Below are 15,314 nucleotides of genomic sequence, written 5' to 3' on the forward strand. Positions count from 1 at the left end.
CCCGAAGGCATCGGCGACTCGGGGGCCCGACCACACGGCCCCTGAGCCTGTCGACGGGCGAACCACCCACGAAGCTCGAGACGCTTCGGCAAGCAATGCGACCGTGAATGCGACCGGGACGGGTATCGTGCCATCCCGCCTCGAGGCGGCGCTCGCACGGCTGCGGCCCGTGTTCGACCGCATCGCGGAGGGCACGATCGCGCGGGAGCAGGACCACGTGCTCCCCGTGGAGCCGGTGCGCTGGCTCGTCGACGCCGGGTTCGCCCGCCTCCGCGTTCCGACGGACTTCGGGGGCGACGGTCTCACGATCCCGGAGCTCGCCGAGGTGCTCATCGAACTCGCGACGGCGGACTCGAACCTGCCGCAGGTCTTCCGCGGCCACATCGCGTTCGTCGAGGACCGCCTCCAGGCCGCCCCCGGCGGCGAGCGCGACGCGTGGCTGCGCCGCTTCGCCGCCGGGGAGATCGTCGGAAACGCGTGGAGCGAGACGGGGGCCGGCGCGCTCGGCACCTCGCAGACGAAGCTGGAACGTCGCGGCGACCGCTGGGTGCTCAACGGCCGCAAGTTCTACACGACGGGCAGCATCTTCGCGGAGTGGACGGACGTCACGGCCGATCGCGACGGCGACGCTGTCACGGCCATCGTCCGCACGGGCCAGCCGGGTGTCGCCATCTCGGACGACTGGGACGGCTTCGGCCAGCAGCTCACCGGCACGGGCACGATCGTCTTCACCGACGCCGAGGTGGAGGACGCGCACGTCGCGCTCTTCGACGACCGCTTCCGCTACCAGACGGCGCTCTACCAGCTCGTGCTCCTGGCGGTCCTCGCGGGCATCGCCGCGGCGACCGAGCGGGACACGGCGCAGGCGATCCGCGATCGCACTCGCGTGTACAGCCACGGGGTCGCCTCGCTCGTGCGGGACGATGCGCAGATCCAGGCCGTCGTGGGTGAGATCTCGTCCGTCGCGTACACCGCCAGCACTCTGGTGCGCGGAGTGGCCGAGGCCGTGCAGGACGCCGCCGATACGGCCGGGCTCCGCGACACCGAGGCCGACCTCGCGGCGAACGTGCTCGCCGAGATCCGCTCGGCGCAGGCCCAGGTCGTGCTCTCGGAGTCGGTCCCCCGGGCGGCCACCCTCGTGTTCAACACCCTCGGCGCCTCGGCGACGAGCCGCGCGAAGGGCCTCGACCGCCACTGGCGGAACGCCCGCACGGTCGCGTCCCACAACCCCGTGATCTACAAGGCACGCATCGTGGGCGACTGGTCGATCAACGACACCCCTCCGCCCTTCATCTGGAACATCGGCACCGCCCCCTCGCCCACCCCCTAGCGAAAGGGCTACTCCCGAGCGAGGGCGCCACCTCTCCGTGGCGCCCTCGAGCCGTATCTGTAGCCCTCGACGACGCATCATCACCGATGCGGACGACGCTCTCTCGAATCACGATCAGCGCGTGCGACGCACCGAATCGCCGCCACCGGAAGCCTCAGCGCACACATCCGATGCAACACCCCTCGAAGTGGGGGCACGCCCGGAAATCGACCGCGACACGACGGACACACAGGCGAAACATAGCCTCCCTAGGTTCGAAGGACACCCCTCCCCGGCCCCTCGGCCACCGCCTCGCGCTCCCCGGCACACCTCCCGGTATCCGCGCGTCGCGTTCCTCGTTCCACCGCGCCCTCGAACGAAAGAAGCATTCGTGCTCACACGTGTCGTGGCCGGAGCGAGCAGCGTCATCGTTGCCGTTTCAGCCGTGTTCCTCGCCGCCCCCGCGGCAACCGCCGCTCCTGGCATCCTCGATGCCCCGACCATCCCCATCGTCCGCACCGACGGAGGCGTGGCCTTCCCGACGAGCTACCCCGTCCAGCCGACCCTCACCGAGGTCCCGGCCGACGCCACCGACGCGTCGATCGCTCGCGGGGCGCTGCCCTTCGCCGACATCGCCCCGGCCCTCAACGACCTCATGGACGAGAGCGACTACGTCTCGTCGCAGGTGATCGGCCAGTCCGAGCAGGGCCGCGACCTCTACCTCGTCACGGTCACCTCGCCGGAGACGGCGGAGGAGACCGCGCAGCAGACGGCCTGGCGCGACGCGATCAAGCACGCGCCGACCGCCGCGTCCCAGGATGCCGCGATCGCCGACGGCTACAAGCTGCCGATCTGGTTCAACGCGAACATCCACGGCAACGAGTGGGAGGGCACGGACGCGACGATGAACTACATCGAGCAGCTCGTCGACACCTCCGAGGACCCCGAGGTCGCCGAGCTCCTCGACACCACGCGTCTCTACTTCACGGTCACCGCGAATCCGGACGGCCGCTTCAACGGCACGCGCGCCACGGCGAACGGCTACGACCCGAACCGCGACTTCATCACGAACGCGACGAACACGACCACCGCGCTGCGCGACATCACGGGCCTCATCCAGCCCACGTACTTCGTGGACATCCACGGGTACACGGGGATCCTGCAGGTCGAGCCGTGCGGTCCGCCCCACGGCGAGAACTACGAATACGACCTCTTCCTCCCGCACGCGTACTCCGCTGCCCTCGCGGTGGAGGAGGCCGTCGCCGAGGCCGACATCCCCGGCAACACCTACGACGACGGCGCAGGCAACGCGACGCTTACGAACACCGGCAAGATCCTCATCCCCTACCGCGACATCCGCGAGGGCTGGGACGACTGGCCCCCGATCTTCGCCCCGCAGTACGTGGCGTACCAGGGCGCCATCACGAACACCGTCGAGCTGCCCCTCGGCCGCACGAACGACCCGGCCACGAACCAGGCCAACTCGATCGTCGACACCGAGGTGGCCGAGGTCGTCATCGACTCGATCATCGAGTACGTCGTGGACAACCGCGACCCGCTCCTGTCGAACCAGATGGAGATCTTCGAGCGCGGCCTGAACGGCGCCGAGCAGACCCCGATCCCCGCCGACGTCGCCCCCGAGGACCTCGCCCCCGGCGTGCCCACGGAGTGGACCGACATCTGGGACGAGACGGACATCTACAACGCGACGTTCCCGCGCGCCTACGTCATCCCCGTGGACGGTTCGCAGCGCTCGCGTTCCGACGCCGAACAGCTCGTGGAGCAGCTCCTCGTGAACGATGTCGAGGTCACTCGCGCCACCGAGGACTTCACGGCCGACGGCACGACGTACGCGGCCGGCACGTTCCTCGTGGACATGCACCAGCCGCTCCGCGGCCTCGCGAACGTGCTGCTCGCGGACGGCACGGACATCTCCGACCGCATCTCGAGCATGTACGACATCTCCGCGTGGAGCCTCGCACTCCTGTGGGGCGCCGACGTGATCGCGGTCGGCGACACGACCGACCCGGCGCTCAGCGTCACCGTCGAGGACGTCGCCACGGTGGACCTCGGCGGATCCGTCGCGGACGGCGGGCCGTACCTCGAGCTCGAGCCCGCCGGCACCGCGGAGTGGCAGGCCATCACGGCCCTGCTCGACGCGGGAGTCGCCCTCTCGCAGACGGCGGACGGCACCGTGGTGCTCGGGAAGGACGCGGCGAGCCGCGCCGCCGCGGAGGAGGCCGCCTCCCTGTTCGGGGTGGACTTCACCGCGACCGACGGCCTCGCCCTCCGCGACGAGACGACGACCTCGCTGCGTTCGCTCGCCGTGGGGTACACCACGACGGACGACCGCGATGTGCTCCTCAAGCTCGGCTTCGACGAGCCGGTGCTCGTGAGCGCCGCGCTCGTCACCTCGGGTGCCGTCGACCTGTCGACGCTCGACGTGCTCTTCCTCGGCGGCAACCTGAGCTTCACCGGCGACAACGCCGCGGGAGCCGAGAAGCTCACCGCCTACCTCGCGGCCGGCGGTGACGTGGTCGCTCGCGGCAGCGGCGGTGCCACCTTCGCGAACGCGAACGGCCTGGCGCAGGTGACGGCGACCAGCGGGACGAGCGGGTCGAACGGCATCGTGCGCGTCGACACCCCAGAGGGCAGCGTGTTCGGAGCCGACACGGCCGACACCGCGTTCATCTACCCGGCCACGTGGTTCGCAGGGTTGGGCGAGGGCGTGACCGTGGAGCAGAGCTACGCGAGCGACGTGTTCGTGGCGGGCCACTGGGCGCAGTCGGACGGCCGCTCGCCGGCCGACGCCGCGGGCCAGGCCTCGGCGATCTCGTCGGAGACGGATGCGGGCAGCCGCTTCTTCCTCTTCGGCACGTCGCCCACGTTCCGCAACCACCCCGTCGGGCAGTTCGGCGACATCGCGAGCGCCCTCTACTGGTCCGCCGGACCGGGAACGGCCGTCGTGCCGCCCATCACGGAGGAGGACCTGACGGAGGAGACGAAGACGGGCGTGAGCGTTCCCGAGCAGGCGACGGCGGGCGACACCATCACGGTGACGGTCGATGAGGCCTTCGCGGGTCAGGAGCTCACGACGACGCTCTTCTCCGAGCCCGTCGGCCTCGGCACCCGCACGGTGTCGGCCACCGGTACCTTCGAGGTGACGATCCCGGCGGACACGACGGCCGAACTGCACCGCGTCGCGGTGGAGGACGCCGCGGGCGCCCTCATCGGCTGGGACGACATCACGGTGCTCGCTGTCGAGGTGCCGGGCGAGGAGCCCGGCGAGGGTGAGCCCGGTACGGGTGAGCCGGGCGAGGGCGAACCGGGCGCCGGTGAGCCGGGCGCCGAGGCACCGGGCGGAGACGACGGCTCGCCCGGCGAGGGCGTGGCGGTGACCGGCGCGAACGATGCGCTGCCCGTGATCGGCCTCGCGAGTGCGCTCCTGCTGTTCGGAGCCTGCCTCGTCGTCGCGAAGCGGATGCGACGCACGGCGGACGACATGATCGAGTAGCAGGACCGCTCGATCGACCGATGCCCGGTCGCGTGGACTTCCGTCCCGCGGCCGGGCGTCGTCGCGTGTGCCCGCCTCCCTTACCCCCCACCCGCCCGACCCCGGGTGGACGCAAACGGCGGCCTCAGCCACCCGCGCACGACGTTTCGCGTCCACCCGGGATGTGCGCGGGCCGACCGGGACCGGGCCTGAAGCGCTCGGTGCAGGTGCGGCGCCTACTCCTGGGCCGGGCGGGTGGGCTCGGCGACGGGTACCACGGGCCGCGCGTCGAGGGCGGCGATCTGGCGCTTGAGCGCCACCTGGCGGTAGGACGCGTCGATCAGCTCGGCGACGAACGTCCAGTCGGTCTCGGCCGAATCGTCCACGTCGGCTCCCAGCCATCCCCCCGGGCCGAAGTACGGCGGGACGAAGATCCGGGGCAGCTCCAGCAGCGCTCGGCGCTCCTCGACGTCCGGCTTGAAGACGATCGCGTGGGGCCGCTGCATCGACGAGCCGAGCGAGACGAAGATCTTCTTGCCCGCGCGGAAGGTGGGCCGCCCCCACGCCATGACCTCGGCGGACTCCGGGTACGGCACGCACAGGGAGCGCACGCGCGCGACGATCGGGTCGCCCTCCTCGAAGAGGAGCGGATGCTGCCGTTCCATGCGGTCAGGCTACCGCCGAGCACCGACGGCGGCACCCACCGACGCTGCCTCCGAGCGCGACGGATCGGGGGCGGCGTCGGTGGAGGGAATCAGCGCGTGCCGAGGCCGCGGCGGCGCGCGATCACGAGGGTCGCTCCGAGAGCCATCAGGAGGATCGCCAGCACGCCGGCCGCCCATCCGACCGCTCCGCCGGTGACGGCCAGGCCACCGTCGTCCTCCCCTGCTGCGAGCGTGAACTCCGCCCATCCCATCAGCTCACCCGCGTCGTCGAGCACGGCGATGCGGTGCTCGCCGGCCGTGACGGACGCCGGGAGCGTGACGGTCGCGCTGCCGTCGGCATCGGCCTCCACCCACCCGAGAGCCGTCGGCTCCGAGTAGACGTAGACGTAGTGCCAGCTGGAGGGGTCGAGCCCGCCGAGCGTCGCGATACGCCCCGAGACCGACACCGTGATGCGATCCCGCAGCGCCTCGGGTAGGTCGTCACCCGTCTCCGCCGGTGCCGACGGAGCGAACGAGGGGGCCCCGGGGGTCGTCGGGTCGGTCGGGTCCGTGGGGTCGGTCGGCGGATCGGTGGGATCGACCGGCGGGTCGGTCGGATCGACCGGCGGGTCGGTCGGATCCACGGGCGGGTCCGTGGGATCCACGGGCGGGTCGGTCGGATCCACGGGCGGGTCCGTGGGATCCGTCGGTTCCACCAGCCCGGCGAGCGCGTCGGTGAGCCCGTCGAACGCGCCGACGTAGGTCTCGTACGACGCGTCCTCGGCGACGGCGCGCGCCGTCGCGAGCGCCGACTCGAGCACCGCGACGCTCTCCGGCGTGTAGAGCGACGAGTCGACGGCCTCGGCCTCCGCGATGAGCAGCGGGAGCTGCCGCACGACCTTCCACTCGAGCTGATCGGCCGCGGCCGTGAGGATGCGCAGCGCCGCATCGGCCTCGTACTGCGTGGACTCTGCTCGCTCCACGACACTCTGCGCCGCGGCGAGAGCACGACGGAACGCCGCGAAGTCGATCGCGATGTAGCGCTCCTCCTGCTCGACGATCGTCTTCGCGTCGGCGATGGCTGCGCGCAGCTCCGTGAAGTCCACGGGCGTCGTCTCCCCCTCGGCGGGGGCGAACTCGAACCAGTCGAGGTTGGAGACGTACTGGTACGACTGACCCGCGACGGGATCGGAGTGCATGACGACGACGAGCGTGTGCTCGCCCGTCACCGGTGCGTCCAGGTCGACCGTCGTGGTCACGTAGTTGCCCCAGCCGCCGGTCTTCGGGAGGGCGACCGCCCCGACCATGTTCGCCGGCGTCACCTCGTCGAGGTAGAACTCGAGTCGGGGGTTCGCGCCCACCCGTTCGTCGCGCGTGGAGGTACGCACCGTGAGAGTGCTCAGCTCGCCGGCACCGAAGTCCACGTCCGCGTAGGTCAGGCGCCCGCCGTCGTAGGTGCCGCCGACGTTGCCCGACGGGCTCGCGCCCTCGGCCACGAGCGTGCCGCCGCTCGAGTCCGTGAAGCCCTCCGCCTGGATGCGTACGGGGTCGATCGGCGCGGCCTCGGTCGCCCCGAGGAGCGTGACCCGATCGATGGAGATGGCGCCCGTATCGAGCCGGAGGCTGAGGGTGGGGTCCCAGCTCAGGAGCTGCTCGGGGGTCACGGCAGAGGTGAGGACACCCGAGCGGAGCTTCCGCCAGGAGCCGTCCTCCTCCATCCAGGAGGTGATCACGCCGTCGGCGACGACGGTCGCGAACCGGTCGCCGGGATTCCACTGAACTCCCGTGAGGGAACCGGCACCGCTGTCCTTGCCCTCGCCACCGACCCAGAAGTCCATCCCGGTCTCGGCGCGCGTGTTGTTGAACCAGCTGTGCGCCCGGTTCGTGGGCCCGTCGGTGAGCCCGACGAAGAGGCTGTCCTCGGCCGCTTTCGTCCCGGCGAAGCTCTCGGGCTCCACGACGAGGGCGAAGTCCTCCCCGCCACTCACGGGAAGGGCGATGTGGCTGAAGCGGCGCCCGTCGGCCGTCGCGGTGAGGGTGCCGGACGCCGTGTCCACCGAGATATCCGCGGACGGCTCGCTCGAGTCGCCGAACACGGTGTACTCGGACGAGCGGTCCGTCGAGAAGTCGTCGTCGAAGAGCACCTCGCCGTACAGCGTGTCGCCGAGGACGAGATCCTCTGACGTGTCCGCGATCGCGAGCGCCGCAGCGGCCTTCGTCAGGGTCGTGAAGGCGCCCTTGAGCTGCTCGTCCGTCGCCGCCGCGTCGTCCAGGACGGCCTTCGCCGACTCCCGCGCCGCGCTGAACGCGGCGAACGAGGTCTCGGTGTACGCGCCCTCCACGACGAGCTCGGCCTCCTCGACCAGGGCGGCGAGCTTCGCCCGCCACTCCTGGTCGACGGCGAGCGTGAGCGTGCCGAGGCCGGAGACGCCGTCCCCGCGGAGCTCGGTCGCGAGCACCCCCGAGAGTGCGGCGTCGGTGAACGCGAGCGCGAACGCGGCTCGCTGCGATGCACCGAGCGATCCCGTCAGCCGCAGGTCGATCGTGGTGTCGTCGCGCTTCACGGCGCTCGCGGTCACCCCGGAGGGCAGTCCCGGCACGGTGAGCGCACCGTCGGCGACGAGGTCGCGCCCGTTCGCTCCGGCGAAGGTCGCGCCGCTCAAGGAGAGCGCGACCGATGTGTCCACGGTGCCGTCGGCCGCGGCCGTAAGCGTCGTGCGCTCCGCCGTGAGGGTGGCCCCGTCGAACGTGACCTTGAACGAGAACTCGCGCGCACCGGCCGACGGCTTCGTGCGGAAGGTGGAGTCCCCGACGCTCAGCTCGAGGTCGTCGATGCTGTCGAGCGTGCCGTGCTCCGCCGCCTGGCCCGCGAGCGACAGCGTCACGCTGCGGTCGCCGGTGCGTGTCGCGACGAGGCTCAATCCCTCGGGCAGGTTCTCGGCCGAGATCGCGCCGTCACCGGTGAGATCGTCGCCGTTCTTCCCCGCGAACGCGCCGTTGGCGAGCGTCAGCGAGATCTCGTTCCCGACGGACCCGTCCCCCGCCTCGGCCTCGGTGAACTCACGCGAGGATACGGAGACGGCGCTCGTCCGGTCGTACGTCGAGCTCGGGAGGACGTCGCTCAGCGAGGACGACGCGACGCCGTCCTCGGCCCAGTCGGAGGCCTCGTCGCCCATCTGGAACGCCAGCTCCCCGCCGGCGGTGAGCTGGTCGTAGGTGATCCACGTGCGCTCGAAGTCCTGCCCGTTGAGGGCGGCGGACTGGATGAAGTAGTCGTCGGGCGAGACGCCGTCCGCGCTGATGTCGAACGTGCGGCCGGACTCGTAGTTGATCTGGACGTTCTCGAAGAAGGGCGTGCCGATCTGGTATTCGTCCGAACCCGCCTGCACCGGGTAGAGGCCGAGCGCCGCCGCGACGAACGTGGCCGACATCGCGCCGGTGTCGTTGTCCTGCGTGGGGAGGAAGCCCTGCGGGGAGTTCTGGTAGACCTTCGTCTTGATCGGCGGCCGGAACTCGCCGCCGCTCGTGGGGTACTCGCCCGTGGATCCGGTGGCGATGTACCGGTTCCACGTCTCCTTCGTGTAGAGGTTGCGCACCCACTCCTGCGTCTTCGACGGTTCCCCGACGTAGTTGAAGAGGTACGGCACCTGCAGGTCGGTCTCGTTGGCGCTCGAGAACAGCATTCGCGATCCATCGTCCGGAGCCTGCTCACCGAACATGAAGCTGAGCGCCGCGAGGGTCTCGTCCTGCCCGCCCATGAGGTCGATCATGCCGCCCATGTCACTCGCGACGGTCCAGTTGTACTGCCAGAGCGTGCCCTGGTAGACGTTGCCCGCTTCGAACTGCTCCGGGTTCGCATTCACCCAGGCGCCGTTGCCGTCCTTCGGGAACACGAGGCCCACGGTGTCGCCGTCAGCGACGGTCACCGCGTCGTCCTTGAACAGGTTGGTCCAGTTCGCGGCCCGCAGTCGGAAGCCCTGCGCCTCCTCGGTCTTGCCGAGGGCGTCGGCGATCGTCGCGAGCGCCGTGTCGTCGTAGGCAGTCCCGAGGGTGTCGTCGACCTCGTTCGCGATGTAACCGCGCTTCACGTTGTCGGGGTTGCCGTAGCCGCCCTGCGATTGCGACACGAGCGCCGGCCAGGCCTCCTCGAGTCCGCTCAGATCGGCGCCCTTCGCGACCGCATCGGCGATCACGACGGCGGCACGCTCGAAGCGCACGGTCGGCACGGAGTGGACCACGCCGGACAGCGAGCTCGCGCCGCTGGTCGTGAAGGAGCCGTAGAGGTCGACGAGCGACTGCGCCATGTCCCGGAAGACCTCGGGGTAGCCGATCGCGAGCACCTCGAACTTGCGGAAGTCGTCCCACGTGCCCCAGCCGTCGTAGTGCGTGTAGCCGTCGGCCTCGGAGATCTCGCCGTCGAGCCCGCGGTACGTCCCGCTCGTGCTCGTGGCGTTCACCGGCTGACCGAAGAGGCGATAGAGGTGCGTGTAGAACAGCTTCTGGAGCTCGCCGTCGGGGTCGCTCGTCTCCGACGCGGTCACGGCGAGGCGGCCGAGGATCTCGTTCCAGTCGGCCTTCGTGTCCGCACGCACGTCGTCGAATCCACGATCGCCCATCTCGGCGGCGAGGTCGATCTTCGCCTGTGCGGCGCTGATCGGGGAGATCGCGACCTCGAGGCCCAGCTGCTCGCCCGCGGCCACGTCGAAGTCGAGGATCGCGCCGAGGTTCGTGCCGTCCTGGTGCGATTCGGTGCCGAGCGCTCCGGAGGCACCCCACGTGCGCGTGTTCGACGGCGCGGTGGTGGTCTCGACGTAGTAGTACATCTCGTAGTCGTAGCCGTTGAAGTGGCCGCCGATCTCCCCCGCGAGCGCGACGCGGCCGTCCGCGAGCGTCGTGACGTCGATGGAGGCGGCGTTGCGGCGGGTGAAGTTGTTGCGCAGATCGACGACGAGCGAGGCCGTGCCGGCCTCCGGGAAGGTGAAGCGGTCCTGGCCGGTGCGCACGTCGGTGGTCGCCTCGGCGAGGATGGGCCCCCTCGCGGTCTCGAGTTCCACGCCGTAGTAGCCGGGCTCGGCGTCCTCGGCGTCGTGGCTGTAGTCCTTCGCGTAGGAGGACGTCGTCGGCACGCTCGAGTAGCTCGTGTAGGTCGGCACCACGAGCAGGTCGCCGCCCCCGCCCGAGCCGCCGACGCCGTTGAGGTTGGTGTGGGTGAAGCCGGCGATCTGGTCCTCGGCGTAGTCGTAACCGCTGTGGGAGCGGCCCGGCGTGGTCATCGGGTTGATCTTGACGATCGAGCTGGGCGCCTCGGCGCCGGGCAGGTCCTGCCCGAAGTCGTCCTCCGTCGACACGAACGTGTTGACGAGCTCGGCGTAGTCGATGGCCGCGGGGGGCGGGGCCGCGGTGGCCGCCGTGGGAGCGAAGCCCGAGCCGAGGATCGCGGCGAGCAGTCCTCCGGCGAGGAGGCGGCGGGACAGGGATGACGTCGGCATGCGCGGGGGCTCTCCGGAGGCGTGGGTGGGGCGCGGGGTGGAGCAGAAAGGGTGGAACAGAGGGGGCCGTCGGGGACCGGCGCGAGCCGGTCCCCGACGGCTTACAGCGTCAGCTCTCGGTGACGCGGTTCCGGCGGGCCAGCAGCAGGGCGCCGCCACCGGCGAGCAGGAGCGCGCCGAGTGCGATCGAGGCCCACGCGGAGGCCGCGTCCGAGCCCGTCACGGCGAGGCCGTCCGGGTCGGACGGGTCCGCCGCGGCGAGGACGAAGTCGTCCCAGCCCACGAGGGTGCCCGCGTCGTCGAGCACGGCGGCTCGGTGCGCACCGGCCGTCAGACCGCTCGGGAGGGTGGCACTCGCGCCGCCGCTCGCATCCGCCTGGACCCAGCCGAGTCCGATCGGCGACGAGTAGACGTACACGTAGTACCACTCGCCGGCTTCGAGCCCGTCGATGTTCACGGTGGAGCCCGAGACCGTCACGGTCACGCGGTCACGCAGCTCGTCCGGCAGGTCCGAGCCGTCGGCCGAGGGCGGGGACGGAGTGAAGGACGGCTGGGGCATGCCCGGCTCCGACGGATCGGTCGGCGGGTTCGTCGGGTCCACCGGCGGGTCCGTCGGCTCGACCGGCGGGTCCGTCGGGTCCACCGGCGGGTCCGTCGGGTCCACCGGAGGATCGGTCGGGTCCACGGGCGGGTCGGTCGGGTCCACGGGCGGGTCCGTCGGGTCCACCGGCGGGTCCGTCGGGTCCGTGCCCGGCTCGACGACCGTGACGATGCGCTCGACCGTCGTGACGTTGCCGCGAGCGTCCGACACCGTGTACGTCAGCGTGTAATCGCCGGCCGTCGCGGTGTCGACCGAACCGGCGACCTCGATCTCCTCGGTGAGGTCGCCGTCGACGTTGTCCGTCGCGGTGACGCCCTCGCGGGGGTCGAACTCGGTGTCCTGCTGGATCTCGCCGTCTTCGGGCACCGTCAGCTCGGGGGCTGCGTCCTTGGTCAGAGAGACCTCGTCCACGACGCTGTTCACCGGCATCTCGGAGCCGTTCTGCTGGCTGCGCAGCGTGCGCACCGAGATCTCGTCGTCCGTGACCTCGAGGACGGTGTAGTTGCGCACCTTCTCCTGGTTGATGACGGAGGCCCACCACGCGGTGGGGTTCTCCGTGTTGTAGTACTTCGAGCCGCTCGAGGAGTTGGCGGTCACGTACATGACCTCGCCGTCCTTCGCTTCGACCTTGACCGCGGCCGGGACCTCGTTCTCGTCGGCCTTCTGGCCGTTCTTGATGAGGTAGGTGCGGGCGTAGTTGTGGTCGTGGCCCATGAGGACCAGGTCGATGCCGAGGTCGGAGATCTTCTCCGGCATCGTGCTGCGGCGGTCGAGCACGTCGCCGTCGTCCTGGTGCGGTCCCACCGAGTAGATGGAGTGGTGGAACGCCACGGCCTTCCACTTGGCGTTCGCACCCTGCTCGGCGATCACCCGATCCATCCAGGCGTAGTGCGAGGTGTAGTCGCGGCTGTTGGAGTTGATGTTGAGGAACAGCACGTCCTTGTAGATGAACCAGTAGTCGCCGCCCGACGAGGTGGCCGAACCGGCGCCGGCCGTGAGGTCCTCGTTCGGAGCGTTGAAGTGCTGCTCGTAGGCCTTGGAGCCCACGTCGTGGTTCCCGTTGTTCGCCACGAAGGGCAGCTCGCGCAGGTGGTCCGACTGGAGGAAGAGCTCGTACTGCGACTCGCTCGAGGCGTTCTCGACCTGGTCTCCGGACGAGTACAGCAGTTCCGCGTCCGGGTAGGTCTGGGTCGCGAGGTCGAGCGTGTCCTGCCAGCCGGCGGCGTCTCTCGCCGCGTCTCCCGACGCTCCGAGCTGCGGGTCTCCGAAGAAGAAGAACGAGAAGTCACCGGAGAATTCCTGGGTGCGGAACGTGTAGACGTCCGACCAGCCCATGTCGTCGCTGCCGACGCGGTAGGAGTACTCGGTGTTCTCCGAGAGGCCGTCGAGGGTCACGTCGCGGAAGAACTCGCCGCTCGTGGTGCCGCCGGTCTTGCTCGTCTCGATCGTGCGGGCGGAGTCCGGGAACTCACCGTCGACGACCTCGGAGGCCGTCGCGAGCTGCGCGGTCTGGGGCACGTCCACGTCCGAGTACCAGGCGAGCGTGCGCTCGGCCTCGGTCGCGCCGACGCCGAGAACGAGGTCGGAGATCGTCGCTTCCGTGGGCGCCGGGGTCGGCACCACGGGCACGAGAGCCTGCAGGTCCAGGTAGTTGTCGCTGCTCGTCTCGCGGTCCTGATAGAGCGCGATGGCGATGGTGTTCTCGCCCTCCTGGAGAACATCGGCGGGAACGGTGAAGGTGCTCGTCACGGGGTTTCCACCGCTGGCACCGGCGTAGGTGAGGTTCTGGTTGGCCGCACCGTTCACGCGGTCGTCGACGAAGCCGGCGACCTTCTGACCGTTGACGTACACGCGCACGGCGTCGTCGTAGGTGATCGTGCCCTGCAGGGACTCGATCTGGCCGAGGTCGCTCTCCGAGACGTCGAAGTCGTTACGGAAGTGGTAGGTCTCGATCGTGTTCGAGGAACCGGTCTTCGCGTACTGGATCAGCGTTTTGGCGACGAAGCCGCCGCCGAGGTCCGCGGCGCCGCGCTTCGAGCCGAAGGAACCGACGCCGTTCTTCCACGCGGAATCATCGAAGTCCGCCGTCGTCCACGAGAGCGTGCCATCGCCGGACGGGTCGGTGCCGTTGTCCGAGTACGACCAGGCGTCGGCCGTCGTGAGGTACGACGCGGGGAGCGGCGCCGTCGTGAACTCGAAGTAGTCGAAGTTGCCGGCGAACGGGTGGCCGGAATCGGCGGTCACGCTCATCACGACGATGAGCGTGTGCTCACCGGAGAGCTCGCTCGCGAGGTCGACCGTGGTCGTGTTGTACGCCTGCCAGTTGTCGCCGGTGACCGGAAGGGCCGCGGTGGCGATCTTATTGGCGTCGGTCTTCTCGTCGATGTAGAAGTCGAGCGACGGGTTCGCGCCGACGCGGTTCGAGTTGTTGACGTAGCGGACCGTCAGCGACGACAGGGGAGCCGAGCCGAAGTCGACCGTGTCGTACGTGAGCTCGCCCCCGTTCCAGGTGCCGCCGACGTTGCCGAGCGATGCTCCCGTGGAGTCGCTCGACGTCTCCTTCTTCAGGCCGTTTCCGTTGTCGCCCGTGTAGTCCTCCGCCTGGACGCGCACCGGCTCGGCGGCGATGCCCACCGCGGCGGCGTTCACGCCCTGCGTGGCGGCGGCGGCCGGCAGGCTCGCCAGTGCGGCGCCTCCGGCGGTGAGGGAGAGGAGCAGGAGACCGGCGATGCCGCGTCTCGCGATCCTGTTCGTGCGTGGCTCGGCCGGGGAGTCCGGCGTCGCGTGGGTAGTCAGCAAGATGTCACAAACCAATCAGGGGTTCGGGAGGGATGGAGAGAGGGGGAAGGGTCGCCTCTCGGGCGCCCTCAGCAACCTTTCAGGTCGCCCGTGACGCCGACGGGGCCTTTGGATGAACGGCGCGTGACTCGCCTGTGAAGCGTGGCGCTCGACCGATCGGTCTTCGTCCGCTTCGCACCAGCCGTTCACCGGGGTGCGATCAGTCGAGGCTGAGGACCACTCCGGAGACGCCGTCCCGGATGCTCGCGATGCCGGCTCCGAGCGCGTCGACGCCCCGGTCGACGGTCACGCCGTCGTCGTCGGCGGTGTCCCGGGACGTCGCCCCCGGCCAGATCACACTGGTCACATTCGCGGTCGGCTCGGCCAGTTGCGCCCCGATGAGGAGCACCTCCTGATCGAGGATCTTCCCCGTCTCGAAGTCGAAGACGGGGACGACACCCTCGCCGAGGCCGACGATCAGATCGGACTCGGCCCCGACCGCCTCCGCGAACGCGTCCCCGACGGGGTCCTCCCCCGCCGCGGCGGCGGGGAACTCGACGAGCTCCGCACCGCTGCTCGCCGCGACGTCCCGCGCGGCCGTCAACAGCGTTTGCGACGCCTCCGATTCGTCCCCCACGACGACGGCGATGCGGTAGCCGGTGAGGTCCGGAGCGGCGGTCGGTGTGGCGTCGATCGTGCGCCCCGGCGTGGGGAGCGCGGTCGCGGCGAGACTCACCGACGACGCCGGTGCGTCCGAGCCGTCGGGCTCCGCGACGCACGCCACGAGGGCTAGGGCGAGCACGGCGGTCGAGGCGAACGCGGCCGCTCGGCGGGCGGAGCGGGGATTGATCGGCACCGCGTCAGTGAACAGGGAGCCGACGTCGGACAGGTGACCGGTGCATGGCCGCCCGATGAACGACCGTGCGGGCGGGGACGGATGACGGCCGCCGTTCTCCTCCCGTTGGCCGCCGGTTCACCGTCCGACGACAGAGTTCCTCAG

The 15,314-nt window shown here is 70.4% G+C and carries 6 protein-coding genes; 2 read left to right on the top strand and 4 right to left on the bottom strand.

Translation table 11 applies throughout. The features are described 5' to 3' along the window. Positions 1 to 103 precede the first annotated feature (103 nt). The gene (locus tag ELQ94_RS09760; RefSeq protein WP_243696951.1) at positions 104 to 1,330 is read left to right on the top strand and encodes an acyl-CoA dehydrogenase family protein; all 1,227 of its coding nucleotides are present in this window, start codon (positions 104 to 106) and stop codon (positions 1,328 to 1,330) included. Between the two features lie 370 nt (positions 1,331 to 1,700). Continuing rightward, positions 1,701 to 4,823 (top strand): M14 family zinc carboxypeptidase, encoded by a 3,123-nt coding sequence (locus tag ELQ94_RS09765; protein ID WP_127049563.1) that lies wholly within the window; start codon positions 1,701 to 1,703, stop codon positions 4,821 to 4,823. Between the two features lie 215 nt (positions 4,824 to 5,038). Here ELQ94_RS09765 and ELQ94_RS09770 read toward each other — a convergent pair whose 3' ends face one another. From ELQ94_RS09770 to ELQ94_RS09785, 4 genes are all read right to left on the bottom strand, one after another. After that, positions 5,039 to 5,467, bottom strand: coding sequence for an MmcQ/YjbR family DNA-binding protein (locus tag ELQ94_RS09770; RefSeq protein ID WP_127049565.1), 429 nt, complete (start codon positions 5,465 to 5,467; stop codon positions 5,039 to 5,041). A gap of 89 nt (positions 5,468 to 5,556) precedes the next feature. Beyond that, positions 5,557 to 10,935 carry a glycoside hydrolase domain-containing protein gene (locus ELQ94_RS09775; protein WP_127049567.1) on the bottom strand — a complete coding sequence of 1,793 codons (5,379 nt, stop codon included), beginning with the start codon at positions 10,933 to 10,935 and terminating at the stop codon, positions 5,557 to 5,559. A 109-nt stretch (positions 10,936 to 11,044) separates the two neighbouring features. Further along, positions 11,045 to 14,335 (bottom strand): immunoglobulin-like domain-containing protein, encoded by a 3,291-nt coding sequence (locus tag ELQ94_RS09780; RefSeq protein ID WP_166404715.1) that lies wholly within the window; start codon positions 14,333 to 14,335, stop codon positions 11,045 to 11,047. Positions 14,336 to 14,534: 199 nt separating this feature from the next. Next, positions 14,535 to 15,170, bottom strand: coding sequence for a hypothetical protein (locus ELQ94_RS09785; protein WP_127049571.1), 636 nt, complete (start codon positions 15,168 to 15,170; stop codon positions 14,535 to 14,537). Between the last annotated feature and the right edge of the window lie 144 nt (positions 15,171 to 15,314).

Origin of the sequence: Labedella endophytica (assembly GCF_003990045.1) — a bacterium.
Classification (GTDB): domain Bacteria; phylum Actinomycetota; class Actinomycetes; order Actinomycetales; family Microbacteriaceae; genus Labedella; species Labedella endophytica.